This is a genomic window from Variovorax sp. GW821-FHT09B01 (assembly GCF_059418345.1).
The window spans coordinates 122,211-148,107 of record NZ_JBWKPQ010000016.1; the positions used below are offsets into that span (position 1 = coordinate 122,211).

The 25,897-nt window shown below is 72.4% G+C and carries 15 protein-coding genes; all 15 read right to left on the reverse strand.

Annotation, left to right across the window (positions count from 1 at the left end; translation table 11 throughout):
- Window positions 1–7: 7 nt before the first annotated feature.
- The 15 genes from AC07RV_RS32250 to AC07RV_RS32320 all read right to left on the reverse strand — a co-directional run bounded on the left by AC07RV_RS32250 (window position 8) and on the right by AC07RV_RS32320 (window position 25,821).
- Window positions 8–229 (reverse strand): recombinase-like helix-turn-helix domain-containing protein, encoded by a 222-nt coding sequence (locus AC07RV_RS32250; RefSeq protein ID WP_057595700.1) that lies wholly within the window; start codon window positions 227–229, stop codon window positions 8–10.
- A gap of 29 nt (window positions 230–258) precedes the next feature.
- Window positions 259–1,428, reverse strand: coding sequence for an FAD-dependent monooxygenase (locus tag AC07RV_RS32255; RefSeq protein WP_296785080.1), 1,170 nt, complete (start codon window positions 1,426–1,428; stop codon window positions 259–261).
- A gap of 31 nt (window positions 1,429–1,459) precedes the next feature.
- Window positions 1,460–2,446, reverse strand: coding sequence for a Bug family tripartite tricarboxylate transporter substrate binding protein (locus AC07RV_RS32260; RefSeq protein WP_444814283.1), 987 nt, complete (start codon window positions 2,444–2,446; stop codon window positions 1,460–1,462).
- Between the two features lie 14 nt (window positions 2,447–2,460).
- Entirely contained in the window at window positions 2,461–3,432 is a 972-nt protein-coding gene (locus AC07RV_RS32265) for a VOC family protein (RefSeq protein WP_296785078.1), read from the reverse strand.
- Window positions 3,433–3,447: 15 nt separating this feature from the next.
- Window positions 3,448–4,923: an aldehyde dehydrogenase gene (locus AC07RV_RS32270; RefSeq protein ID WP_296785076.1), complete on the reverse strand. Its 1,476-nt coding sequence runs from the start codon at window positions 4,921–4,923 to the stop codon at window positions 3,448–3,450.
- Window positions 4,924–4,931: 8 nt separating this feature from the next.
- On the reverse strand, window positions 4,932–5,729 hold the full coding sequence (locus AC07RV_RS32275) for an aspartate dehydrogenase (RefSeq protein WP_296785074.1): 798 nt from the start codon (window positions 5,727–5,729) through the stop codon (window positions 4,932–4,934).
- 32 nt (window positions 5,730–5,761) lie between these two features.
- Complete coding sequence (locus AC07RV_RS32280; protein ID WP_208511932.1) at window positions 5,762–7,468, reverse strand: thiamine pyrophosphate-binding protein; 1,707 nt, start codon at window positions 7,466–7,468, stop codon at window positions 5,762–5,764.
- Window positions 7,461–8,303: an SDR family oxidoreductase gene (locus AC07RV_RS32285; protein WP_296785071.1), complete on the reverse strand. Its 843-nt coding sequence runs from the start codon at window positions 8,301–8,303 to the stop codon at window positions 7,461–7,463. The genes AC07RV_RS32280 and AC07RV_RS32285 overlap by 8 nt, the downstream gene beginning before the upstream one ends.
- 5 nt (window positions 8,304–8,308) lie before the next feature.
- Window positions 8,309–9,145 carry an IclR family transcriptional regulator gene (locus tag AC07RV_RS32290; RefSeq protein WP_093344539.1) on the reverse strand — a complete coding sequence of 279 codons (837 nt, stop codon included), beginning with the start codon at window positions 9,143–9,145 and terminating at the stop codon, window positions 8,309–8,311.
- A 39-nt stretch (window positions 9,146–9,184) separates the two neighbouring features.
- Complete coding sequence (locus AC07RV_RS32295) at window positions 9,185–10,042, reverse strand: alpha/beta fold hydrolase (RefSeq protein ID WP_296785069.1); 858 nt, start codon at window positions 10,040–10,042, stop codon at window positions 9,185–9,187.
- An 11-nt stretch (window positions 10,043–10,053) separates the two neighbouring features.
- Entirely contained in the window at window positions 10,054–10,602 is a 549-nt protein-coding gene (locus AC07RV_RS32300; RefSeq protein ID WP_296785067.1) for a cupin domain-containing protein, read from the reverse strand.
- 33 nt (window positions 10,603–10,635) lie between these two features.
- On the reverse strand, window positions 10,636–11,451 hold the full coding sequence (locus AC07RV_RS32305) for an SDR family oxidoreductase (RefSeq protein ID WP_296785066.1): 816 nt from the start codon (window positions 11,449–11,451) through the stop codon (window positions 10,636–10,638).
- Between the two features lie 7 nt (window positions 11,452–11,458).
- Entirely contained in the window at window positions 11,459–12,442 is a 984-nt protein-coding gene (locus AC07RV_RS32310) for a Bug family tripartite tricarboxylate transporter substrate binding protein (RefSeq protein WP_296785064.1), read from the reverse strand.
- Window positions 12,443–12,593: 151 nt separating this feature from the next.
- Window positions 12,594–13,169: an RNA polymerase sigma factor gene (locus AC07RV_RS32315; RefSeq protein ID WP_296785062.1), complete on the reverse strand. Its 576-nt coding sequence runs from the start codon at window positions 13,167–13,169 to the stop codon at window positions 12,594–12,596.
- Between the two features lie 112 nt (window positions 13,170–13,281).
- A complete protein-coding gene (locus tag AC07RV_RS32320; protein WP_296785060.1) occupies window positions 13,282–25,821 on the reverse strand; it encodes a filamentous hemagglutinin family protein in 12,540 nt (4,179 codons plus the stop codon).
- Window positions 25,822–25,897: the final 76 nt, after the last annotated feature.

Genomic DNA, 25,897 nt, shown 5'->3' on the forward strand with positions numbered 1-25,897 from the left:
TGTCTCCTCAGCCGGCCAGCGTGGCCATTTCCTTGCGGTACAGCGCCTCGGTCCAGGCCAGGCCGCCGGGCGTGGCCAGGCCGCTGTCGTTGAGCCGCTGCACCAGGCCCGGCAGGTCGTGGATCCCGTCGGCGAAGGCGCGCTCGATCACGTCGCCCAGCAGGTCTTCGTAGGTGGTGGCCGGGCGCTGGCGCGCCTGGTGCGGTTGCAGGTAGCGGTCTTGTGGCATGGGGTCCTCCGTGGGTGAGGTGGAATTCTTCAAACGGTCGCGGCCATCGCGGCCTGCGCGGGCGTGGCCAGCGGCGCGGTCCAGGCGTCGTAGCCGTAGACCCAGTCGGCGTTGCCGCCCTCGCGCAGCCAGTTGTTGCCGCGCGAGCCGAGCTGCACCTGGCTCGCGCGCTCGATGCGGGCGGTCTCGAAGTCGGCCAGCGCGGCGGCGATGCCGTCCATCGCCACGCCCTCGAGATGGCGCGCGAGCACCACCGCGTCCTCGATCGCCATGCCCGCGCCCTGCGCCATGAACGGCAGCATCGGATGCGCGGCATCGCCGATCAGCGCCATGCGACCCTGCGTCCAGGCGGGCATCGGGTCGCGTTCGTAGAGCGCGGTCTTGAGCACCGTGTCGCAGGCGTCGAGCAGCGCGCGCGCCTCGGGGTGGTAGGCCGTGTACTGCGCGCGCAGCTCGTCCACGTCGCCCGGCGCGGTCCAGGACTCGAGCTGCCAGCTGTCCTGCGGCGTGGTCGCGAAGATGAAGATGTCCTTGCCGCGGTTGAGCGGGAAGGTGACGATCTGGCTCTGCGGATTCGGCCCCCACCACTTGGTGAAGGCGCCGAGGTTCGGCAGGCCGGCCACGCGTTCGGCGGGCACCACGGCGCGGTAGGCCACGATGCCGGTGAAGCGCGGGCTCTCGGCGCCGAACATCGCGTTGCGCACGCAGGAGTGGATGCCGTCGGCGCCGATCAGCGCGCCCACGCGGGCCTCGCTGCCGTCGGTGAAGGAGATCGTCACGCCGCCCTCGTCGGCCGCGATGCGCTCGGCGCGCCTAGCCAGTGCCACGCGCTCGGCCGGGAACATCTGGGCCAGCGCGGCCAGCAGGTCGGCGCGGTGGATCGTGAGCTGCGGCGCGCCGTAGCGTGCCTCGGCCGATTCGGCCATCTCGAGGCGCGAGGTCTCCGCGCCGCTGTCGTAGGTGCGGCTGATGCGGTGCGAGGGCCGCGCGGCGGTCACGCGGGCCGCCTCGCCGACGCCGAGGCCGTCGAGCGCGCGCACCGCGTTGGGCGTGAGGTTGATGTCGGCGCCGACGCGCGCGAACTGCTTCGCCTGCTCGAACACGACCACGTCGTGGCCGGCGCGGCGCAGCGCGATGGCGGCGGCCAGGCCGCCGATGCCGGCGCCGACGATGCCGAGGGTGGATTCGCTGGTGTTCATGGGTGTGTGTCTCTTCCTTCTTGTTCGCGGCTCATTCGGCCACGATGTTTCGCGCCTTGACTATCCGGGCCCAGACGGCCGTCTCGTCGCGGATGTGAGTGGCGAACTCGGCCGGCTTCATCGCTGCACCGGTCATGCCCTGCGCCTTCAGGCGCTCGCGCACCTCGGGCTGGGCCAGCATCTCGGCCGCGTCCTTCGCGAGCTGGTCGACCACCGCCGCCGGCGTGCCGCGCGGCGCCATCAGGCCGTACCAGGAGGTCACGGCCACGCCCTGGATGCCCTGCTCCGCCAAGGTGGGGATGTCGGGCGCGGCGGGGCTGCGCACGGCCTCGGTCACGCCGAGGGCGACCAGCTTGCCGTTGCCGATGAACGGCAGGGTCGCGGGCAGGTTGCTGAACATCAGCGGCACCGAGCCGCCGAGCACGTCGTTGAGCGCGGGCGGCGTGCCCTTGTAGGGCACGTGCAGCAGGTCGATGCCGGCCTGCTGCTTGAACAGCTCGCCCGCCAGGTGCAGCCCGCTGCCCACGCCGGGCGAGGCATACGACAGCGTGGCCGGCTTGGCCTTGGCCTGCGCCACCAGCTCCTTCACGCTCTTGATGCCCGAGGCCGGCGATGCCACCAGCACGTTGGGCGCCTTGGCCAGCATGGTGATCGGCACGAAGTCCTTCTGCATGTCGAACGGGAAGTTCGGCATCAGCGTGGGATTGATCGTGACGTTGCCGGCCGGGATCACCAGCAGCGTGTGGCCGTCGCCCTTGGCGCGCTTGACCTTCTCCATGCCGATGTTGCCGGCCGCGCCGACCTGGTTGTCGACCACGGCCGCTTGTCCATAGCGCTTGGCGAGGCCGTCGGACAGCATGCGCGCCAGCGTATCGACCGGCCCGCCCGGCGGGAACGGCGAGACGATGGTGAAGCGCTCGGCCGCGAGCTGCTTGTGCACATCGCTTTGCGCGCTCGCGGGCAAGGCGACGGCGGCCAGTGCCGCGAACAGGAGAGAGAAACAGAAGCGTCGTTGCATGGTGATCGGAACCGTCATTTCTTCTCGGTGAGAAAGGCGCCCTTCGGCCCCTCCGCGTTCTTCTGGCGCCGCGTGTGGCCGTCGAGGCCGCCATCGACCGCCCATTCGGCGAACACCGTCGGGCCCGGCTCGAACTCGCGCGGCTGCCACTCGGCCGTGAGCTGGTCCTCGTCGGCGTAGTACTCGATCAGGCCGCCGGCCGGGTTCTTGAAGTACCAGAAGTAGGCCGAGGAGACCGGATGCCGGCCCGGGCCGAGCTGCGTGTCCCAGCCCTGACGCGAGAAGTGCAGCCCGCCGCCGAACACCTCGTGGATGTCGCGCACCGTGAAGGCCACGTGGTTGAGCCCGCGCTTGCCCGAGGGGATTTGCAGCAGGAACAGGTCGTGGTGGCCGCCCTCGGGCGCGCAGCGCATGAAGGCGCCGCGGTTGGGATAGCTGTCGGAGCCGACGAAGCCGAAACGCTCGGCATAGAAGGCGCTCGTGGCCTTCACGTCATTCACGAAGAACACCACATGGCCGACCTCGATCGGCGTGGCGCGCTCGTAGATCGGCGCGGACTGGTTGAGGCGCGGCTTGGCGTTCCAGGTGTTCATCGCGCCGCAGTCGACCTCGACGGCATGCTTGCGGCTGACCTGCAGGCGCACGGCCAGGCCGTTGGGATCGATGCAGCCGATGCGGCGCGCGCCGTCGATGCTGGCGTCGAAGAAGGCCGGATCGTTCGCGATGGCGGTGGCGTAGCGCTCGAGGTCGGCCTCGCTCTCCACGCCCCACACCACTTCGCGCAGGGTCGGGCCCTCCTCCATCGCGGGCGGCAGGTTCGCGTCGTCCAACGCCGCAACGACGACCCGGCAGCCGTTGAGGCACTCGAAGACGAGTTCGCCGGGCGCCTCGGACTTCAGCGCGAGGCCCCAGTCCTCGAAGAAGCGGCGGCAGGTGGGCAGGTCGTCCGCCCCGTAGGTGATCTGGTCGATGCCTAGAACGCTCATGGTGTGGCCCTCAGTTCAGTTCGCCCACGCGAGCGGTTGTTCGTTGGTGCCCCAGTACATGCTCTTCTGCTCCATGTACTGGAAGATGCCTTCGCGGCCCTTCTCGCGGCCCAGGCCGCTGTCGCGCCAGCCGCCGAAGGGCGTGGAGACCGAGAACTGCTTGTAGGTGTTGACCCAGACCGTGCCGGCCTGCACCGCGCGGCCCAGCTTCCAGGCGCGCTTGAAGTCGCGGCTCCAGACGCCCGCGGCCAGCGCATAGACGCTGTCGTTGGCCTGCGCGATCAGCGAGGCTTCGTCGTCGAAGGGCATCGCGACCAGCACCGGGCCGAAGATCTCCTCCTGGCTGGTGCGCGCGCCGTTGTCCAGGCCTTCGATGATGGTCGGCCGGTAGAAGTAGCCGCTGTCGCAGCCGGCGCCCTGCGGGCGCACGCCGCCGGTGCGGATGCGGCCGCCCTCGGACACGCCGAGCTCGACGTAGCGCTCGATGCCCTCGCGGTGCTTCGCCGTGATCAGCGGGCCCATCTGCGTGCGCTCCGAGGCCGGGTCGCCCACGCGCAGCGCGTTCGCGCCTTCGGCCAGCCGCGTGAGGAACTCGTCGTAGATGCCGCGCGCCACGAACAGCCGCGAGCCCGCGATGCACGATTCGCCCGACGAGCTGAAGATGCCGTAGAGCACGCCGTTGACCGCATGGTCGAGGTCCGCGTCCTCGAGCACCATGGTCGGCGACTTGCCGCCGAGCTCGAGCGACACCGGCATCATCTTGTCGGCCGCGATGTGCGCGATGTGCTTGCCGGTGGTGGTGCCGCCGGTGAAGGACACGCGCTTGACCAGCGGATGCTGGGTGATCGCATCGCCGATCACCGAGCCCCGGCCCGGCAGCACGCTGACGATGCCCTTGGGCACGCCGGCCTGTTCGCAGATGCGCGCCAGTTCGAGCGCCATCAGCGGCGTGACCTCGGCGGGCTTCACCACCACCGCGTTGCCGGCCGCCAGCGCGGGCGCGAGCTTCTGCGCCTCGCTCGCGATCGGCGAGTTCCACGGCGTGATCGCCGCGACCACGCCCATGGGCTCGTGCACGCTCATCGTGACGAAGGCGCCGCGCGACGGGGTGATGCTTTCCTCGAGCGTCTCGAGCGCGGCCGCGAAGAACTGGAAGGTGCCCGCGGCGCTCGCCACGAGGTTGCGCGTCTCGTTGATCGGCTTGCCGTTGTCGAGGCGCTGCTTCTGCGCCAGCGACTCGGCCTCGTCGCGGATCAGCTGCGCCACGCGGTGCAGCACGGTGGCGCGCTCGTGCGGCAGGCGCTGGGCCCAGCCGCTGGTGCGGAAGGCCCGGTCGGCGCCCGCGATGGCCTCCTCGACGTCGGCCAGGCTCGCGGCGCGCAGGCGCGCGATCGGCTCGCCGGTGGCCGGGTACAGGCTCTCGTAGACGTCGCCGCCGCCCAGGCGCCATTCGCCGGCGATGCAGATCGGAAGAAGTTCGGAAGAAATCATGGGGTGGCTCAGATGGCGAGCGCCGCGACGCGGTTGCGCAGCGCACGCACGGCGCTGTAGACGGTCAACGCGGAGGTCTTGGGATTGGCCGCGAGCGGCTTGTTGCGCATGGTCAGCTCGAAGCTGCCAAAGGCGCCCTCGGCTTCGACGGTGTGCACGTTCTCGGCCGTGGCCGGGTCGGCGATCAGCCGCACCTGCGTGCGGTCGAGCCCCAGCCCCGCGAGCGAAACGGTGGCCGCGACGTTGGCATTCTTCGGATAGAGCAAGGCCGCCTCGCGCGCGCTGCCCTCGAAGATGACGGTGGCCTGCGCCAGCGCATCGAGGTCGCGGCCCTGCTCGGCCGGCGTGCCCTTCCAGGCCTTCGGCGGCTTGCGGCCGGTGTAGCGCACGCTGGCCAGGCCGCCGATGCGGGCCGCGGCCAGCGCATCGATCGCGCCGATGGCACCCGGAATCAGCTGCACCTGGGTGCGGCCCGCGACCGCCGCGGCCTCGAGCCGTTCGGCGAAGCCTGCCGCCGACAGCGCGCCCACCGAGGCGACCACGCAGGGCGTGCCGCGTTCCAGCGCCGGCAGCACGTGCTGCTCGATGGCCGCATGGCCCGCGGTCTCGACCACGAGGTCGATGCCTTCGGCCGGCACCGCGGCGAGCACCTGCGCACCGGGCGCGGCCTGGCGCGCGGCTTCGGCGCCGTCGGCAGGCACGACGACGGTCGTCACCTTCAGGGCCGGGTCGTCGCGCAGCAGTTCGAGCACCGCGGTGCCGATGGCGCCGCAGCCGACCAGGGCGATGCGCGTGGGGGCGGTCATGGATCGGGTCTCGCTCGCTGTCACTTCTACTGTCACTTGGCCGTGCCAAGCGCGGGAATCTGCGTGACCGTGTTGGTCGGCGGGCCCGCGAAGCTGGTCTTGAAGCCGCCGATCGACAGCATGTCGATCTCGAGCAGGAAGGGGCCGTCCGTGGACAGCGCCTCGTCCAGGCGCGCCGGCAGCTCGGCCAGGTCCTTCACGCGCGCATGCGGCAGCGCGATCGACCGGCACAGCAGTTCGTAGTCGGGCGTGTGCAGCTCGGCATAGCACTGGCGGCCGCCGTACTGCGCGTCCTGGATGTTCTTGATCACGCCGTAGCTCTGGTCGTTCATCAGCACGATGGCCATCGGCGCCTTCTCCTGCACCATGCAGGCCAGCTCGCCGAGGTTGAGGATGAAGCCGCCGTCGCCGGCCAGGCAGAAGGTCTTGCGGCCCGAACCGGTGACCGCGGCACCGATGGCCGCGCCGATCGCCATCGGCATGCCCTGCCCGATGCCACCGCCCGTGGCATGCACGCCGGCGCTCGGTTCGAAGATGCGCAGCTCGCGGTTGCCCCAGGTGCTGTTGGAGACCGTCACGTCGCGCACCCAGTTGAACTGGCGGCCGGCCGCCGACTGCAGGCGGCGCACGAGTTCGGCGTAGGGCCCGAGGCCGTCGCGCAGCGTCGCCACCGCCTGCTCGTGCGCGGCGCGCAGGTCGACCAGCAGTTGCGGATCGGCGCGGTAGCCCGCCGCCTCGAGGCGATCGGCCAGGCCCTCGAGCGCGAGCGCCGAGTCGCCGCAGACGAAGGCCTCGGAGGCATAGCAGCGGCCTTCGGCGGCGGCGTCGGCATCGATGCGGTAGAGCGGGCGCGGCAGCTTGAGTTCGTACTTGAGCGTCTCGTTGCCGCGCAGCCGCGAGCCGACGACCAGCAGCGCATCGCAGCTCTGGTAGAAGGCCTCGACCGGCTTCTGGATGTTGTAGGCGCCGAGCGAGCCGGCATCGTCCTCGGGCACGGTGCCACGGCCCTGCGTGGTCGTGACCACGCCGAAGCCCAGCTTCTGCAGCCGCTGGATCGCGGCGCGGGCATGGCGCGCGCCGCCGCCGATCCACAGCAGCGGACGCTTCGCGGCGGCGAGCCGCGCGGCCAGCGCGTCGAGCCCTGCCACCGAGGGCACGGGCCGCTCGATGGGCAGCGGCGACAGGTCGGCCGGCATGGTGGTCAGCGCCGACTGGATGTCGATCGGGATCTCCACGCTGACCGGGCCGGTGGGCGCGGTCAGCGCGAGCTGCACCGCGCGCTTGAGCGTGCCGAGCACGGTCTCGACGCTGCGCACGCGCAGGGCCGCCTTCGACACCGCCTTGAGCATGGTGAGCTGGTCGGGCGCCTCGTGGATGTACGACATGCCCTTGTCGAGGTAGGGCGTCTCGATCTGCCCGGTGATGTGCAAGAGCGGCGCGCCGGCGGTCAGCGCCTCGACCAGGCTGCCCGCGATGTTGCCCGCGGCCGGGCCGGTGCTGGTGATGCACACGCCCAGGCTCGCGGTGGAGCGTGCATAGGCATCGGCCATGTTGCCCGCGCCGGCCTCGCCGCGCGCCGAGACGAAGCGGATCGTGCCGCGCTGCGCGAAGGCATCGAGGATCGGCATGTTGTGGATCGAGATCACGCCGAAGGCGGCCTTGACGCCGCACTGCTCGAGGAAGGCGGCGACGACCGCGCCGACGGTCACGGGGCTGTTGTTGTTCTGGGGGTTATGCATGGCGCGAGTGGCCTCCGGAGATGTCGATATGGCTGCCCGTCGTGTAGGAAGCGAGGGGGGAAGCAAGGAACAGGATCGCGCGCGCGGCTTCGGTCGGAAGCCCCAGGCGACCCAGCGGGATGTGTTTGGTCTTCGCGAGCTGGCCGCTCCAGGCGGCCCAGTCCAGCGACTTGTCTTCGCGCGCCTCGAAGCGGCGGCGCCACTGGCCCGACTCGACCAGGCCGATCAGGATGCCGTTGACGCGCACGCCCTGCGGCGCGAACTCGGTCGCCATCGAGCGCACCAGGTTCAGCAGGCCCGCGCGCGCGGCGGAGGTCGCGACCATGTGCGGCTCGGGCTGGCGCGCCAGCAGCGAGTTGGCGCAGACGATGGCGGCGTCGCCGAGCACGGCGCGCTGCGCCGCGAGCTGCGGCAGGAAGGCGCGCGTGGGATGGATCACCGAGAAGAACTTCAGGTGCAGCTCCTGCGTCCATGCCTCGTCGTCGGTGTCGGCGAAGGTCGAGACCCGGCCCTGCCCCGCGTTGTTGACCAGCATCGAGGCCGGGCCGAGCGCGGCCTCGCTGGCGGCCGCGAAGGCGCGCACCGCGGCGGCATCGAGCACGTCGCAGGGCTGCGCGAACAGCCGCGCCTCGGGAAAGCGCGCGCGCAGGCCGGCCACGGCGCCATCGAGCCGCTCGGTATTGCGGCCGCACAGCGCGACCGCGGCGCCGCAGGCCAGCAGCAGCTCGACCGTGGCCAGGCCGATGCCCGACGAACCGCCCGTGACCACGGCCACGCGGCCGGCCAGCGCATCGGCGGCGAAGAAGAACGAGGAGGAGGAAGAAGAAGCAGCCATGGGTCTCAGGCGCTGCGCAGCGGCACCACCTTGGCGGCGCGCGCGGGCGAGTAGTTGAGCAGGCCCGAGATCTCGTCGGCCGTGCCGCGCACGCGCTGCACCATCTCGTCCATGCGGTTCTCGTCGATGTGGCCCGAGGTGATGGTGGCGCCCAGCGCCGCCACGATGTGGCCGCCGTGGTCGCGCACCGGCGCGGCGATGGTCGAGATGTTCGACTCGAAGAAGCCTTCGCCGAGCACGTAGCCGCGCTGGCGGTCGGCCTGCACCATGTCGAACAGCTCGTTGACGGTCTTCGGCGTGCTCGGCGAGAAGGTCTCGAGCTTGTCCTCGGGATAGAGGGCGCGCAGCTGCGGCAGGGTCAGGTCTTCCAGCAGGATGCGGCCCAGCACCGTGGCATGGGCCGGCAGCCGCGTGCCCACGGTGACCGAACTCGCGAAGGGCGTGGGCGGCGCGACCTTGGCGACGTAGACGATCGAGCGGCCGTCGCGCACCACCAGGTTGCAGGGCGTGCGCAGCTCCTCGCAGAGGCGATTGAGCAGCGGCGTGCCGAGCTGCGTGAGCTCGAGCGAGGCCAGGTATTCGAAGCCCAGGCGCAGCACGGCCAGGCCCAGGCGGTAGTCGCGCCCGCCCTCGGCGCGCTCGAGAAAGCCCATGTTCTCGAGCGTGGTGAGCAGGCGGAAGACGGTCGAGCGCGGCAGGTCGAAGCGGCGCGCCAGCTCGGGCGCCGAGAGCGTGCGGCTCTCGCGGCTGAACTCGCACAGCACGCGCAGTCCGCGCTCGAGCGCGGGCACGTTGTAGCGGTCCGCGCCTTCGTCCATCGCGTCGTTGTCGTTGGTGGCCATGTCTCTTGATTTCCTTCGTTGGATAGGGGGTGATGGCGCTCAGTGCGCGAGCGATTCGCGCAGCAGCGCGGCGACGGCCCGCGGTTGCTCCACGTAGCCGGCGTGGCCCGCATCGTCCACCAATTCGAGCGCCACGCCGCAGCGCCGCGCCACTTCCTCGCAGGCCGCCGGCGGCGTGACCGCATCGAGCGCGCCGCAGGCCACGCGCACCGGCATCGGCGGTGGCAGCTCGGCCAGCAGGTCGGCGTTGCACAGCAGCTCGACGGCCTGGCGGTAGCCGCGGTCGTTCAGGCGCGCCATGTTCCAGCGCACCCATTGGCGCGCGGGCTCGCCGGCCTGGTCGGACACCAGCCGGCCCGCGCGCTGCGCGGCCATGCCGGCGATGCCGAGCTGGTCGAGCGTGGCGAGCCGCTCGGCGCGGACCTTGGCGCGCGCCTGCGCGCGCTGCGCGGCGCCGTAGCCGATCGCGGGGCTGACCAGCAGCAGCCGGCGGATGCGCGCATCGCGGCGCGCGGCCGCGGCGGCGACGATCGCGCCGAGCGAATGGCCGAGCAGCACGCAGGACTCGATGCGCAGCGCATCGAGCAAGGCGCCCAGGCGCGCCGCGTAGTCGGCGGCAGTCGGTGCATCGGCCTCGAGCGGCGTCGATGCGCCGTAGCCCGGGGCATCCCAGGCGATCAGGCGCGCCTCGGGCGCGAGCAGTTCGGCGACCTCGAGCCACGAGGCCGCGCCCGAGCCGATGCCATGCAGGCAGACGATCGCCGGGCCCTGCCCACGCTCGCGCACCGACACCACGGCACCGCCCGCGACCGCGACCTCGCGGGCCGCGAAGCGCGCACCGAGCCGCGCCAGCTCGGCAGCGGGCGGCATCGAGGCCTGGGTATCGAGGGTCTGCATGGCCGTCGCGCTCAACGCTTGATCCTGGCCAGCGGGTGGTCGGCCGGATAGGTCGGCGTCACCGGCTTCTTGGCGCCGAGCATCACGCACATCAGCGCGTCCTCGTCGCCGATGTTGATCTCCTCGCGGTAGACGCCGGGCGGCACCGAGATCAGGTCGCGGTCGGTCATGATGGTCTCGAAGCGCTCGCCGTCCTTCTCGATCACCACCTTGAGCTTGCCGCGGATCAGGAAGAACACTTCCTCCACGTCGGTGTGCAGGTGCGGCGGGCCTTCGTGGCCGGCCGGGATCACCATGGTCGAGAAGGTGAAGTGCTCGGCCGGCACGGTGTTGACGTCCTTGGCGACGCCGGTGCCGCCCGTGCCCACGTAGCGCATCTGGGCGCGGCGGAACTTGGGATCGAAATCGGCCTGGAACTTCAGCGCGTCCCAGTCGTACTTGCGGGTCGAATAGCGCGCGATGCGGCTGTCCATCCACTCGGCGAGGCTGCTGCCTGCGGGCTGCGCCAGGCTGTTGCTGCCGGCATCGTTGATCTTTTGCTGTTCGGACAGATCGCTCATGGTGTGGGACTCCTGGGTCGAAGAGGAAGGGATTCAGTGCATCGCGAAGCCGCCGTTCACGGCCAGCAACTGGCCGGTCACGAAGCGCGCGAGGCCGGAGAGCAGGAACACGGTGGCGCCGCAGACGTCGGCCGCCTGCTGTTCGCGCGGGATGGCGCGGCCCTCGAGGTATTTCTGGTGGCGCGCCATCGGCACGTACTCTGTGGCCTCGACCAGCGTGAGGCCGGGCGCCACGGCGTTGACGGTGATGCCGTCGCCGCCCCATTCGCGCGCCAGCGAGCGCGTCATGGAGATCACCGCGCCCTTGCTCGAGGCATAGGCCAGCAGGTTGGGCGCGCCCCACAGCGCGGTGTCGGAGGCGAGGTTGACGACGGCGCCGCGGCCGCTGTCGGCCAGCGCCGCGCGGCAGGCGCGGCCCATGAGCCAGCTGCCGCGCACGTTGACGGCCATCACGCGGTCCCACATGTCGATCTCGAGCTGGTGCGCGTCGCGGCCGCCCGAGTTGGTGATGGCGGCGTTGTTGACCAGGCCGTCGAGCCCGCCGAGCAGCCGGATCGCCTCGGCGGCGCCGGCCTCGATCGAGGCGGGGTCCGCGAGATCGATGGCCAGCGCATGCGCCTGGCGGCCGGCGTCGCGCAGCGCCTTGGCTTCGCTTTCGGCCTGCTCGCCGAGGATGTCGGCCAGCACCACGCCGGCACCGGCCGCGGCGATGCATTGCGCGAACGCGAGGCCGAGGCCGCGCGCGCCGCCGGTGACGAGCACGCGGCGGCCGGCCAGCAGGTTGGCCGGCAGTTCGGCCAGCAGCGCCTGCAGGCTGGCGGGATCGGCGGTGGTCTTGAGTTCGGTCATGGCGGGTTCAGTCGGCCTGGATGCCGAGCTCCTTGATGACCTTGCCGAAGCGCGCGTAGTCGGCGGCATTGGTCTTGCCGAGCACCTCGGCCTCGCCGCCCACGGGCGTGGTGCCGAGCACGGCCATGCGCGAGACGATCTCGGGCATGCGGAGGATCTCGTTGAAGTGGCCGTTGAGCGTCTTCACGATCTCCGGCGGCAGGTTGCGCGGGCCCCAGAGGCCGTTCCAGGCCGTCACCTCGACGTCCTTGTAGCCCTGCTCGGCCAGCGTGGGCACGTTGGGCGCGAGCGGCGTGCGCTGGGCCGAGGCCACGGCCAGCGCGCGCAGCTTGCCGTTGGCGAAGTACGGCGCCACCGGGCCCAGCGTGATGAAGGTGACGGGCACGTGGCCGCCGAGCACGTCGTTGACCGCCGGCGCCACGCCCTTGTAGGGCACGTGCGCGAGGCTGGCGCCCGAGGCGCGCGCGAACATCTCGCCGAGGATGTGCATCGGCGAGCCGCTGCCCGGGCTCGCGTAGCCGAGCGGTTTGCCGGGCCTGGCCGCGGCCACCGCGTCCTTCAGGCTCGCGAAGCCGCTGCCGGCGCCGGCCACCAGGAACAGCGGCTGGCTGCCGGTCTGCACGATCGGCGTGAAGCCCGCGAGCACGTCGTAGCCCGAGGTGCCGCCGGTCTTGAGCACCAGCTGCGCGATCGAGAAGGTGCTGGGCGCGAGCAGCAGCGTGTAGCCGTCGGGCGCGGCCTTCGACACGAAGGCGCTGCCGATGATGCCGCTGGCGCCCGGCCGGTTGTCGACCAGCACCGGCTGGCCGACGCGCGTGGCGAGCTTCTCGGCGAACAGCCGCGCGAGCGCGTCGGTGTCGCCGCCGGCCGGGTAGGCGACCACCAGCGTGATCGGCTTGGCCGGATAGGCATCGGCCCAGGCGGACCCGGTGGCGCTGGCGGCGGCCGCGCAGACGGCGGCGGCAAGGGCGTGGCGGCGAGTGAGGGGCATGGATTCGTGGGTCCGGGTGGATCGTTGTTTGTTTCACTAACGAAACAACGATTTATTAATGGAACGCCACGAAGGATAACGATCAGGACAACTTCACATCTAAGTAGAAACCCTAGTCAACGAATCTCGAAAAAGTCACGGCCTCACGCCGTCAACCGAGCATCGCCATTCCGGCTTCCTCGGCGCAGCACGCCAGTGCCTGGCGCAGCACGGTGTCGAGCCGCCGCAGCGACAGATCGCTGCGGCGCGCCACCTCCTCGCGGGTCATCTCGTCGACGCGCAATGCCATGAACACGGCGCGGTGGCGCTGCGGCAGCCGCCGCATCGCGCGGTCCACCGCATGCAGCGCGCTGCGCGCCTCGGCGATCGCGCAGGGGCCCGGCGCGTGGTCGACCAGCGCCTCGAGCTCGGTGTCGGCGGCGTACTGCCACGCGCGGTTGCCGCGCATGCGGTCCATCGCCACGTTGCAGGCGACGCGGTAGACATAGGCCTCGGGGTTCTGCACCGACGCGACCGGGGTCTCGCCCAGGCGCAGCCAGGCGTCGTGCAGGCACTCGCTGGCGAGGTCGGGGCACCGCAGCTGGCGCACCAGGCGCTGGTGCAGGCGCCGGTAGTTCGCGGCCAGCCAGGCCTGCAGCGCCCACTGGCGCTGCGCCTCGTCGAGCGGCTCGTTCGCCGCCTCGTGCGCAGCGCACAGGTCAAGATCGTGGAGCGCATTCGACGCCATGGCGGATCTCCCTCTTCGGTCGTGGATGGTTCGCGCAGCGCCGTGCCCGCCCGCTCCCGTCCTGCACGCGTGCAGGCGGGAGACCGGGCGGCGCGGCCGCGCGGTGCTCGGCTCAGCGGTCCTGGCGCAACTGGCCGCGTTGCTCGCGGGTCAGGCGGGCCAGTTGCCCGGCATCGAAGTCCTGGCCCACGCCCACGATCTGCACCGGGCTGGCCGGGTCGTAGGGAACGCCGCGCGACTGCAGGCCGGTGCGGCGCGGCTCGGGCGGCCTGCCATCCTCGCCGGGCTCGTTGCCGAAGCCGAGCACGCGCACCGTGAACACCGAGGGCAGCGCCTGGCGCTGCGCCGTGCGCTCGCGCTGCAGCACGTTCTGCGCGGCGGCGGCCGCCTGCGAGGTGGCCGCGCTGGCATTGGTCAGCGCGCTCACGTTCACCGCCGCCAGCACCGGGATGCCCGCCGACTCGCCCTTGACCGCGATGTTGGCCGCGTTGACCACCTGCAGCGCCGCGAGATTCACGTTGCCCGACACGCGGATGCCGGCCTCCCCCGCATCGATGGTGCCCAGCGGCGCGATCAGGTCGATGTCGCCCGCGGGCACCTCGGGGATCGGCGCCAGCGTGGCGATGCCGGCGCCGGTGCTCGGCACGTTCGAGGACAGCGTCACGTTGCCCCAGGCGTCGTACTCGCGCTTGGGCGGCGTGTAGACCACGGTGGTCTTCGAGCCGCGGCCCGCGTTGATGTCGCCCTCGGCCGACCAGCCCAGGATGTGGCCGCCGAAGGTGGTCATGATGCGGCTCTGCCCGAGCAGGATGCTGCCCAGCGCATAGGTCGAGATGTCGCCGCGGCCCTGCGTGATGACGCCCGGCGTGACCCGGCCCCTGGCCACGGGCGCGTCGCCCTCGATGCCGAACACCTGCGCGCCACCCGGGGTCAGCAGCTGGATGTCGCCGCCGAACAGCGTGTTGATGCCCGCGGGACCGTACATGGTGATGTCGCCGCGGTAGCTCAGCGCGCCGCCCGCGGCATCGGTGGAGGGGAACAGCGCCGCGATGGCATTGCGCCCGCGCAGGTAGCTGCCGAAGCGCACGCCGTCGGCGTCGTTGTACTCGCGCCCGCCGGCCTTCAGTTCGGCGAAATACACCTGGCGCGCGAACACGCGCTGCTGCGCGGGTGGCAGGGCCTCGAAGAAGGCCCGCGCATCGGCCGCCGTGCCGGCGAAGCCGAAGCCGTTGGCCGGATCGGCCAGCCATGCGAGCAGCTCGGCCTCGTAGGTCTTGACGACCTTGCCGGGCTGGTCGGCCAGCGAGGTGCCCGACTGCGCGCGGTTGGCCGCATCGAGATAGCGCGCGAGGAAGCCCGCATAGTCCGCGCCCTGCGCGCCGGTGCCGGCCGTCATCGCGATGCGCGCGCCCGGCCGCTTGTCGCCCGGCGTCGCCGAGCCCAGGCTGGCGATGGCGGCACGGTCCTCCATCACGATGTTGCGGCCCGCGCCGAGCTCCAGCGTGCCGGGGCCGGCCACGTAGAAGCTGCTGTAGAGGATGTCGCGGCCGGCGACCACGCGCGACACGTCCTGCGCATGGCCGTGGATCGCCAGGTTGCCGCTCGAGGTCGCCGCGTTGTCCAGGCTCACCAGCGTCGACTGGCCGGGCGCGGTGCCCGCGCCCACGATGTCGCGTCCGGCCATGACCCAGCTCGGCGCGGCGGCTTCGTACCAGGTGCTGCCATCCTCGCGCGCCAGGATCTCGCCGCTGCGCAGGCCCACTACGTCGCCGGCCAGCGCATAGAAGCGCGCCGGCGTGCGCGGCGCATCGCCGCTCGTGCCCGCATAGGTCTCGGGGACGAAGGCGAACAGGCGGAACGGGTCGGTGCGCGCCGTCATCCTCAGCCCCTCGGTGCCGAGATTGCTGGCCACGCGCGCATTGCCGCTGAAGCCGGCGAAGGCAGGGTTCAGCGGGCCGGGCATCGCCGCCGGGTCGGCGCCAGACTGGTTGATGGGATAGCTGCCCAGATACAGCGAATCGCCGGCCAGCAGTTCCAGCTGGCCGCTGCGCGACGGGGCCAGCAGCAGCGAGGTGCGCGAGGCGAAGTCGTTGACGCTGTCGCTCGCCGCGTTCGCGGCCGCGCCGCTGAAGATGCTGCCGCCCGCGGCCGTCGCGCGCAGGATGGCCGGGTAGACGAAGCGGTAGTCGCTGGCCGAGGCGTTGACGCTGGCGGTCAGCGACGAGCTCGTCGCCTCGCTCATCTGGGTGCTCGGCGTCAGGCTGCCGCCGGCCGAGAACAGGTCGATGGCGGTGTGCCCGGTCCACAGCGAGAACCAGCTGAGCCCACCGCCGCCGTAGGCGCTGGTGCCGACGCTGAAGGGCGTGCTGTTCAGCATCCGCACGCGGCCCGGATCGGCCGCCGCGCCCACCACCAGGTCGCCCAGCGTGTCGATGCGCACGGCCGAGTCGCCGGGCACCAGCACCAGGCCACCGGTCGCCTCGGCGCGGTTCGCGCTGAAGGGGTCGAAGGCGCGCGGGTCCTTCAGGTCGCGGCCGCCCAGGATCATGCCGCCGACCGAGGCCGCGCTCAGCTGCGTGGCGCCGCGCAGGTTGACCAGCGCGCCCTGCAGGTCGTGGTTCGGGACGAAGGTGCTGTTGGCGTTGCCGCGCGCCTGCTGCGAGCTGTTGATGCCGCCGCCGATGCGCATGTCGATGTCGCCGCCGCCCGTGAGCACCAGGCTGCCGTCGTCGGCCACGCGGCCGGTGCTGCCGGCCGCGACCACCAGGCCCTGGCTGCGGGTCGTGCCCTTGCGCTCGAGCATGCCGGCATCACCGCCGGTGAGGATCTGCACATTGCCGCCGCCCAGCGTGCCGAAGCCGGTGAAGCCCACCAGCGACGGCTTCGGGTCGGCGCCCAGCAGGCCCGCCGGGTTCACCGCGTAGCTGCCGAAGTTGATCCACCACGCCGTCGGCAATTGCGCGCTGCCGTCGCCCTGCCGCCAGAGCCAGTTGCCCACGCCCACGCTGGCCTGCTGCACCACGTCGCTGGTGGACGCGGACAGCATGTCGCTCGTGAGGTTGCCGCCCGCGCGCACCGTGAGGTTGCCGCCGGCTTCGGGGAACCACGCCTGGTAGGTGCGACCGTCGCCGGCCACCAGCGATTCGTACTCGATGCCGCCCGCGCCGAGCACGCTGCTCGCGCCCGGCGCGTTGCCGCGTGCCCGGTTGAAGCGGCTGTCCACACCTGCCGACTGCGTGCCGGCCGTATAGATGCCGTAGAGCGAGCGCACGTCCACGTCGCCCGAGGCGATGAGGTCGAGGTCGCCGGTGCCGGTGCGCACCACGCTGAGGCCCTGGCCGTGCGCGGCGATCACGTTGGTGGCCGAGCCGTAGTCGATGCAGGAGCCGGCGATGATGTCGCACAGCACCAGGTATTCGTCGGGAACGGTGGTGCCGGCGGGCTCGCCGAAGACGTTGTCCGGCGCCCACACGATGCCGGTCTTGCTGACGCAGTCGGACGGGTCGATGATCGGACACAGCCCCTCCTCCTCCTTGGTCACCGGCTGTCCCGCGGGCATGCCCCAGTTGTTGTTCTCCGCCCAGACCAGCGTGCCGCCGCCCCTGGTGACGGTGGCACCGTAATGCGTGTCGGCCAGGCGCAGGCTGCCGGTGTTCGCCAGCGCGATGCGGGTGTCGGCCGCGCCCAGGTCGGCGCCGGCCACCAGCCGCACCGCCCATGACTCGCTGCCCGCCGGCAGCATCGGCGCCAGCGCCCAGTTGCGCCCGCGCGTGCCGTCGCTGTCGGGGCGCAGCTCGATGTAGCCGACGCCGTTTTCGAGCACCACCCGCGTGGTCGACGGAATCAGCGCGCCGCGTCCCAGTTCGAGCGCACCGCGCAGCAGCACGGTGCTGCGAACGACGTCGTTCTCGTAGGCCACCGGCAGCGGCACGCCCTTGGGCCATCGCATGTCGCGCAGCGCGGTGCCGCTCGGCAGCGGCGTGCCGGCGCCCAGTTGCGTGCCGGCCGGCAGCGTGACGGCGTCCTTCAGCAAGGTGCCGCGCGCATGCAGCAGCGTGCCCGCCGCGTCGCGCACATCGGCGGCCAGCACGGTGCCGGCGGCCAGCGAGAGCGGCTGCGCCAGCGTCGCGGCAGCGGGCAGGCGCACGGCCGCGCCCAGCGTCAGCGCCTGGATCGGCAGGTCGTAGTTCAGCGTCGCACCCGACGGGAACGCCGTGCCCTCGGCCAGGCGGACGCCGCCGATGGGCAGCACGAGGTCGCCGTTGTAGGGCTGCACGCCCGGCACCAGCGCCCAGCCGTTCTCGTCGGGCGTGAGCGGCGGCGGCGCGAAGCCGTCGTTGATGCTGCCGTAGACGTCCATGTTTCCCGCCGCGCGCAGCACCAGGCTGCCCGCTTCGCCCGAGCCGTAGACGCCGGTCTTCTGCGTGCGCGGGTTCAGGCTGGCATAGCGGTAGCCCGACAGGTCGAGGTCGCCCTGCACCACCAGGTCCTTGTCGGTCACGATCTCCACGCCGGGGCGCAGGTGCAGCGCGTCGGCATAGGTGGCGTTGTTCAGGCCGGCGAGCTTGCCGTGCAGCAGCGCGCCGTTGGCGAGCGCGGCGTCGATGAACTTCGTGCTCTGCGCGTGCTTCTGGTCCAGGTAGGCCTGGGTGATCTCGCGGTACGGACGGCCGCTCACCGAGTCCAGCCCGTCCTTGATGACGGCCGCCGGATCGCTGTCGTCGTAGCGCCAGACGGCGTTGAGCGCGATGGAACGCGCGCCCTCGATGTCCAGGCGGCCGCTGGCGTCGATGCGGATGTCGCCGCTGGTCTCGCCGGTGCGCGCCGCATTCAGTTCGAGCGTGCCGCGCTGCCGGCCGTCGTGCTGGCCGGGCTGGCTGCCGACGCTGGCGTCGGTGCCGTGGCGCAGGTCGATGCGCGCGCCGCCGGCCAGCGTGAGCGTGCCCTGGCCGCCATCGAGCTCGACCATGGCGCGGTTGGGCGCGTCGATGATCTGGCCGCGGCTGTCCACGCGCAGCACCGTGCCGTGCGCATCGAGCACGGCGCTGCCGCCGAGGGTCAGGCCGTTCCTGCCCGCCAGCCGGATGCTGCCCACGCGCTCGCCGCTGGCATCGATGGTGCCGCGCACCGTGAGGCTGCCGTTGTCGACGGAGACGTTGACCTCGCCGGCCTTCAGGCCGTCGCCGATGACGAGGTCGCCCTGCTTGAGCTGGAAGCTGCGGTTGCCGAACACCGCGCCGTCGTTCAGGCGCCGGTTGAGGGCCGCGAACTGCTCGTCCAGCGCACCGCCATCGCCCAGGCGCTGCGCGCGGATGTCCACGCTGCCGGCCTTGAACGGCACCAGGGTGCCGCCGGCGTCGTAGTGGCCGCCGCTGGCGCCGAGGATGCGGCCCTGCAGGTCCACCGTGCCGGCCGCCGCGCCGAGCGCCACGGCCGAGAGCGTGCCGGCGCGGTTCTGCTGCGCCGACAGGTCGATGCTGGCGCCCGCCGCCTGGCGGATGCTGCCGGCGCGGCTTTCGAGGGCGACGTCGCCGCCCCAGCTGTACTTGTCGACGTCGTTGAAGGCCAGCCTGCGGCCGCCCACGTCGATCAGCGCGCCATCGGCCAGCGTGATGTCGTCCCGGGCCGTCAGCGTCAGCTTGCCGCTGGGCAGCACGATGGCCGAAGCCAGCGCGATGGTGCGCGCGTCGAACGCGAGGTTGGCGCCCAGTGCCTGGATGCCCTGGGCCGCCGCCGCGTCGAGCGCCCGGCCTTCGGGCGCGCCGATGCGCAAGCCCTCGCCCGCGGTGATGCGCAGGACCGCGCCGGCCTCGCCGGTGATCAGCGGCGTCGAGATCTCCAGGTCGCCGCCGCTGTAGGCGTAGCCCTTGCCCTCCTCGTAGGTGCCCTGGCTGCGGTAGACCGCGAGGCTGCCCTTGCGGCCCGCGCTCAGCCGCTCGCTGGCGGTCAGCTTCACGGTGGAGAAGCCCAGCGCGAGGCGGGCCTCGTCGTCCTGCCCGTTCGCCACCGTGTGCGGCGCGTCGCCGAGCTCGATGCGCGCGGCCTGGATGTCGAGCGTGCCGCTGCCCGTGCCCGCGCCGCCGGCGATGACCATGCCGGGCGCCTGGGTGGCGCCGCTCCAGACCAGGTTCTGCGTCCGGATGGTCGCCACGTCGCCCGCCGCGCCGGCGCCATGGATGGCGGGCGTGGCGAGCACCAGCGTGTCGAGCCGCGACCTGCCCGTGACCGGGTCGATGGTGTCGAGCGTGACGTTGCCGTAGAAGTTGATGGCGTCGCGCACCGTGAGCGTGAGCGACTCGAGCGCGGGCGCGCCGCTGCCGGTGTCGCCGTTCAGCAGACGCTGCAACAGGTCCTGCGTGAGCGTGAGGCCGCTGGCGAGCACGCCGCGCGCCTGCGCATCGGCCAGCGAGTCCGAGGAGCCCGCGTTCACCGCGCCCACCGCCAGCGCGAGATGGCGCGTGCCATAGCGGGTCGCGTCGCCCAGCTCGAAGGCACCGTTGGTGGCCACCGTCAGCGTGCCCTCGGAATAGAGGGTGCTGGCGCGGTCGCAGGACGGCAGCGCGCAGGTGCCCAGTCGCACCGAGCCCGCGCCGCCGACGCTGGGCGCCAGCGGCGCCAGCACGTCGAGCCGCCCGTTCGAGACCGCCAGCAGGCTGGTGGTGTCGGGCTGGTAGGCGAAGCCCGTCGACGCGTCGTAGATCGCATCGCCCTGCCCCAGTGTCGAGATGCCGGCGCCGGCTTCCACCGCCACGTCGCGCGCGGCGAGAAAGACCTCGGGGGCGCTCAGCGAAGCCCCCGCGCGCAGCGTCACGAGGCCGGACGGCGCGCTGAACGTGACGAAGCGCCCCCGCTGGCCGTAGACCACCGTCGGCGTGGCACCGACCACCAGCCGGCCGGCATCGAGCGCGTCGAGCGTGTCCGAGCGCACCGACGCGCCGTCGAAGCCCGCCGTATGCCGCTGCCCCGCGCCCAGCACCTCGAGGTGTCCACCGAGCACCAGGGCCGTGCCGCCGCGCCCGCCTTGCGCCGCCTGGAAGCGCGCCAGGCCGTCGAAGCGCAGCGCGACGTCGTCGTTGCCGGAGCTCAGCACGAAGGCCAGCGAGCCGGCATCGGCCGGCAGCACGGCGCGCGGCACGCCCAAGCGCGCGGCATCGGCGCGCACGAAGTCGGCATAGCTGGTTTCGTTGTACTGCGCGTAGCTGCGCAGCCCGTCGGCCGGCGTCAGGATCAGCTGGCTCGGCAGGCTGTCGCGCAGCCCCGTGCCGGCCACCGAGAGCTGGCCGCTGGTCGACCAGGAGCCGTTGCGCATCGCCAGCGGCAACGCGGCGGCGCCGTGGGCACCGGGCGCGCCGTTGAGTTCGACCCGGAAGGCACCCGGCAGCAGCGCATAGGTCGAGGGCATCAGCGTGTAGGTGCCCGCGGGCAGCCCGGGCACGCCGGCGCCGATGGTGATCTGGCGGCCGAGCGCCGCCTGCGACGCGCCCGCGGCACCGCCGCTCGGGGCCGCCACCGGCTGCACGCCGGGGACGATGGCATAGACCGCGTTGGTCGACAGCGACGGCAGCGAGAAGCGGCCATCGGCACCGATCTGCATCAGCGGATGGAAGCGCGCATCGGTCGAGCCGCCGCGCCCCGCGATGAAGCCGGCGCCCCTGAGCTCGCCGCCGCCCGAGAGGTCGAGCAGCGCGCCGGCCTGCACGTCGACGAGTTCGGCGCCCAGGCGGATGCCGGCCCCGCTGCCAGCGCCCTTGAGCGCCACCGTCCGGCCGTCGTACTGGTAGCCGATGCCGTCGGTGGTGCCGCCGTAGGGCATCGCCAGCCCGGCGGCGCTGACCGAGGTGATGCTGTCCGGCAGCAGCGCCACGCGCCGGGTGCCCTGCCCCAGCTCGGAACCCAGCGTGATGTTGCCGAGCGGCGCGCGGATCGTGCCGCCCTGCTCGATCACGGCGGCGCCGAATTCCAGCGAGCCGAAGGCCGAGTACGGAACGCCGGCCGGCGTTTCGCCGCGGCGCTCGATGCGCAGCACGCTGCCGGGGTCGTAATAGGTCCGCAGCAGCACCGGGTCCATGCGGTAGCCCGCCTGGACCTGCGCGCTGGCGCCGGTCTCGGGCGAGAGCTGGGCGGCGGCGAACGTGAGGCCGCCACGCGTCCACAGGCGCGAGAGCGCGCTGCCGTCGTTGGGCGCGAGGAAGCGGATCTCGCCGTCGCTCGCCAGCGTCACGTCCGAAAAGCCGCGCCGAGCGACCGGCACCGGCGTGAACTCGGTCTGCTGCGCATAGCGGCCTTCGGTGCCGAAGGAGATGCTGTTGCCCAGTTCGAGCAAGCGGCCGGCCTGCACCGAGAACGCGGCCTCGGAATCCAGCGGCGTCATGCCGTGCAGCATGCGTGGGCGCAGCACGCCGTTGTCGGCGTGGTAGAGCCCCGTGCCCGAGAGCTTCACGTAGGGCGCGGCCAGTTGCACGCGGGCCGTGCCGCTCGACGCCTCGGCCAGCGTGAGCGAGCTCGCATAGAGCGCAAGGCTCCGGCCCAGGCGCAGGCTCACGTCGCCCTCGAAGGACAGCTGGCCGTTGGCCAGCAGCGTGAGCTGGTCGAAGCCGCCGGCACTCAGCCGGTCGACCGAGATGCGGGTCTTGCCGTAGCGCAGCCCGGGGTCTGCCTGGCCCGGCGCGAGGCCGTCCGGCAGCAGGGAGTCGGCCGTCTGCGCCACGATCAGTTCGCGCGGGACGATGGCCTCCTGCTGCGCCCGGTCGGTGCCGGTGGCGTCGTACAGCGGCGATTCGAGCGCGATGTCCAGCGCGCCGCCGGCCGCGCCCGCGCCACCGGCCGCCGCGCGCAGCGAGCCGTCGATGTGCAGGCCGAGGAAGGAACTCAGCGAGATGCGCCCGCCGTCGCTGGCGACGCGGGTGCGTCCCATGCCCGGCAGGTCGAGCACCGCCTGCGCACCCGAGGCCTCGAGCCTGGCGCCCGGCCGCACGATCACGTAGGCATCGGCCGAGGTGGCGACGGCCCGGTCGTGGTCGATCTCGCCGCCGATCGTGATGCGGCCGCCGCCATCCACGACGCCGTAGCTGCGCCCCTGCACGTCGGTGGCCGTGTGCGCGCGGCCCGACACGTCGAGCACCGCGTTGTCGCCGATCCAGATCGAGCGCTCGTGCACCTTGCCGTCGACCTCGGTCGTCGACTCGGCCGGATCGACGAAGCCATGCTGCTGCTGGCGCACGTCGATGCTGCCGCCGTGCGCGACCAGCACGGCGTCGATGGTGATCTGGCCGGCGCCGCGCAGCGCGATGGCCTGCCCGGGGTCGACCTCGATGCGCGCGCCGCGCCCCACGGTCAGCGGGCTGGCGGCCGGATCGATCTCGGTCAGCAGGTTGCGCCCGGCCTGCAGGCCGAGGCTCGCGCCCTTGCGCTGCAGCAGCACGCCGTTCGCGGCGTCCTCCTGGTAGAGCGGCGGGGTCCACAGCTCGAGGGCCCGCGCCGTGCCGCTGGCGGTCGCCACGTGGCGCGCGTCGTCCCGCAAGCGCAGCACGGGCATGGTCACGTCGACCTGCGTGCCCTCGGCCACGCTCAGGCCTTCGCTGCCGGCGATCTCGTAGGCGGAGAAGCCCTTGTCGAAGAAGCCGCCGCCCAGCACCAGGGTGCCCGGGCCGGCATCGGACGGCCGGTCGGACACCAGCACCCTGGCGGCCTCCAGCGCCAGCGTGCCGCCGCCCGCGACCCCGTGGCCGCGCAGCTGCGCCTCGGGATCGAGCTGCAGCGTGGCGGTGGGCGTGGTGGCGGCCAGGGTCACGCTGCCGCCCTTGCCGCCCAGCGCCTTGCCGCCCGTGCGCATCACGGCGCCGGACGACACGTCGATGACGCTCGCGCGCCGCAGCGCCACGTCGCCGCTGCCGCGGATCGACACGCTGCCGCCGTTGGCGTAAGCGAGGTCCTGCGCGGACGGGTCGAGCTCGAGGTTGCGCCACAGGCCGCTCGCGTCCAGCTTCACGCCCTCGACCAGCGTCACGTCGCCGACCGCCGTCGCGGTGTTCACGAGGGTGTCGACACGGCCGCTCGCGCCCAGCTGCGACAGCACGTTGCCCAGCACGATGCTGCCGCCGCGCGCCGTCAGGTTGGCCTGCACCGCGACCTCGTTGCCGTACAGCGTGAGGTTGCCGCCCGCGGCCACCTGCAGCTCGGCATCGACCTCGATCCGGCCGCGCGCGGCGATGCGCACGGCGCCCAGCGCCATGCCGTTGAGCTGCGCGGTGTCCAGCACCAGCTTGTCGCGGCGTTCGTCCGGCAGTGCCGTGCCCAGGTCCAGCCCGGCCGTGATGCGCTCGCTCGTCGCGCCCAGTTCGACCCGCTCCAGCGTGGCACTGAGCACGTGGCTCACCTTGCCCGTGCTGCGGTCGAACATGGGCACATAGCCGCCGATGACCAGCTGGCCGCGCCGGGAGGCCGCGTCGTGCGACTGGTCGTAGCCATCGAGCCCCGCCTGCGGGACCTGGGTCTGGCGCGCGCCCTGGAAGGCTTCGCTGACGATGTCGCCCTCGAGCACCGCCGCGGCGGTGGAGACGACCAGCGTGCCGGCGTCGCGCCCGACCGTGTAGCCGTTCTCCAGCCGCTTCTGCGGGCCGATCAGCGGGTTGTAGAAGAAGCCGGTGGTCTTGTCGCCCCAGCGCTTGTGCGCGTCCTCGAAGCCGCGGTAGAGCCCCTCGTAGCGCTGGTCGCCCGGCGCCTTCGACACTTCGTAGAGGCGGCCGTCCGCGCCTTTGAGCCAGGTCTGGCGGATGAAGCCGGTCTGCACGTCGAGCGTGCCGCCCGAGAGGTTGATGCGCGAGCCGCCCTGCGTCACGAGCTCCGCGCCGCCGAAGCTGACGGTGCCGCCCTGCGCCATCCATTCGCCGATGCCATGGCCCTCGGTGCCCAGGTAGCCGCCCACCTCGAGCAGGCCGCCCGCGGTGTACCAGCGGTCGCTGGCGTAGCCGTTGGTGCCCTTGGGCACGAAGACCAGGCTGCGCCGGTCGATCCACACGTCGTTGTTGTTGAGGCTCTTGCCGTCCCGGTTGAGCGGCGCGTCGCGCTGCTCGTTGCCCTGGACGTTGACCTTGAGGTTGTTGCTCTCCATGGCCAGGTTCACGCCCACCGCGCCCGACACGTCGATCTGCGCGCGATCGCGCACCAGCGCACGCCCGGCGGCGGTGACCGCGATCTGGCCGCCCGTGGCGAGCGTCAGGGAGTCGGCCTGGAAGTCGACCGTGCCGCCGCTGGCGATCTCGATGCGCGACTGGTCGCGGCGGTCGGTCACCGCCACGATGTCCTGGTTGGCGACGGGCAGCGCGGGGCCGCGCAGTCCGTCGCGCTGGCTGTCGAGCGCGGTGGCCCGGCCGTCGTCCTCGATCGCCACTGCCGTGACGGCGCCCTGCCCGAGCGCGACCGCGCCGCGCTCGCCCACGGCGGCGAGGTGGACCGTGCCGCGGGTGTTGAGGGTGGTGGTCGCCAGCGCCACGCCGTTCTGCTGCACCTCGCGTCCCGCCATCGTCACGTCGCCCTCGCGCGCGACGATCAGGCCGGTGTTGACGACCTTGCCCGCGAGGCTGTCCGCATTGAATTGCGGCGTGACCTCGTTGCCCTGCGTGGTCGAAGCCTGGTTGCCGCCGGTGCCCGCGCCCTTGCGGATGAGGAAGCTGTCGCCCGCCGCCAGCGCCGCCTGGCCCCGGGGCGTGGCGATGTCGCCGCCGTTGTGCACCTCGCGCCCGAGCAGCAGCACGTAGCCGCCGCCATCGGTCGAGACCGTGGGCGCGCGCGTGGCGATGCGCGCGCCCGGCAGCACCTCGACCGTGCCGCCGGCGTCGGTGAAGCCGGGCGTGCTGCCGTTCGCGTAGATACCGTTGGCCTTGAACTGCGCATCGGAGATGCGCGCGGCTGCGGCAACCAGGTTGCGTGTGTCGACCTGGCTGCTGCCGCTGAACACCACGCCGTTGCGGTTGGCGATCAGCACCGTGCCCTCGGCCTTGATCTGCCCCTGGATCTGCGAGGGCCGCGCCTGCGGATCGTTGACGCGGTTGAGCACGGCCCAGTCGGCCTGCTGCCTGAATTCGAGCGTGGTGTTGCGCCCGACGTTGAAGCTCTCCCAGTTGAGGATCGCCTTGTCCGCCGTCTGCTGGATCGCGACCTGGGTGCGGCCGTCGGCCTGCCGCGACTGCTCGGGCGCGTTGGCGTTGAGCCAGCCGGCGGTCAGCGAGTTGCTGTCGATCTTCAGGCCGCCTTCGGCCAGGCCGTCGGGCACGCTGCCCCCGTCCCGGAGCGCGGCCTCGCGCGCGGCGGCCTGCGCCGCCTGCTGGGCGGCGATGCCGCGCGCGGCCAGGTTGAGGTTCCCGATGGAACGCTGCAGCTGCGCCTGGGCCTGCTGCTGTTGCGCCTGCGGGCTCGTGAGCATCGACGCGGGCATGCCGTTGGGCAGCCGGCCGGTCTGCACGGCCGTGTTGTGGATCGCGCCCTTGTCCGCGAACCAGACCGGGCTGAATGCGCGCTGCGCCTGCGCCGGGCCGATCAGGCCGCCGGCGGCCAGCGCCCAAGCGATGGCCCGGGCCGTCGGCGCCAGCCTGAAGATCCTGTTGTCCGTGCGTGGGGTTCGACGGTCCCTGGGGCCTTGCCCGCGTGTGCTCATGTGAAGTTCTCGCCCGATCGTTGGTTCGATGTCATCGGGCCGAACCGCCTGTGCCGCTCAGCCCCATGCGCGAAGG

Excerpts from the sequence above, each read along its gene's own strand:
- AC07RV_RS32315 (WP_296785062.1), bottom strand. The coding sequence starts at position 13,169 with ATGGCGTCGAATGCGCTCCACGATCTTGACCTGTGCGCTGCGCACGAG.
- AC07RV_RS32250 (WP_057595700.1), bottom strand. The coding sequence starts at position 229 with ATGCCACAAGACCGCTACCTGCAACCGCACCAGGCGCGCCAGCGCCCG.
- AC07RV_RS32280 (WP_208511932.1), bottom strand. The coding sequence starts at position 7,468 with ATGCATAACCCCCAGAACAACAACAGCCCCGTGACCGTCGGCGCGGTC.
- AC07RV_RS32260 (WP_444814283.1), bottom strand. The coding sequence starts at position 2,446 with ATGCAACGACGCTTCTGTTTCTCTCTCCTGTTCGCGGCACTGGCCGCC.
- AC07RV_RS32320 (WP_296785060.1), bottom strand. The coding sequence starts at position 25,821 with ATGAGCACACGCGGGCAAGGCCCCAGGGACCGTCGAACCCCACGCACG.
- AC07RV_RS32300 (WP_296785067.1), bottom strand. The coding sequence starts at position 10,602 with ATGAGCGATCTGTCCGAACAGCAAAAGATCAACGATGCCGGCAGCAAC.
- AC07RV_RS32255 (WP_296785080.1), bottom strand. The coding sequence starts at position 1,428 with ATGAACACCAGCGAATCCACCCTCGGCATCGTCGGCGCCGGCATCGGC.
- AC07RV_RS32295 (WP_296785069.1), bottom strand. The coding sequence starts at position 10,042 with ATGCAGACCCTCGATACCCAGGCCTCGATGCCGCCCGCTGCCGAGCTG.
- AC07RV_RS32290 (WP_093344539.1), bottom strand. The coding sequence starts at position 9,145 with ATGGCCACCAACGACAACGACGCGATGGACGAAGGCGCGGACCGCTAC.
- AC07RV_RS32275 (WP_296785074.1), bottom strand. The coding sequence starts at position 5,729 with ATGACCGCCCCCACGCGCATCGCCCTGGTCGGCTGCGGCGCCATCGGC.
- AC07RV_RS32305 (WP_296785066.1), bottom strand. The coding sequence starts at position 11,451 with ATGACCGAACTCAAGACCACCGCCGATCCCGCCAGCCTGCAGGCGCTG.
- AC07RV_RS32265 (WP_296785078.1), bottom strand. The coding sequence starts at position 3,432 with ATGAGCGTTCTAGGCATCGACCAGATCACCTACGGGGCGGACGACCTG.
- AC07RV_RS32310 (WP_296785064.1), bottom strand. The coding sequence starts at position 12,442 with ATGCCCCTCACTCGCCGCCACGCCCTTGCCGCCGCCGTCTGCGCGGCC.
- AC07RV_RS32270 (WP_296785076.1), bottom strand. The coding sequence starts at position 4,923 with ATGATTTCTTCCGAACTTCTTCCGATCTGCATCGCCGGCGAATGGCGC.
- AC07RV_RS32285 (WP_296785071.1), bottom strand. The coding sequence starts at position 8,303 with ATGGCTGCTTCTTCTTCCTCCTCCTCGTTCTTCTTCGCCGCCGATGCG.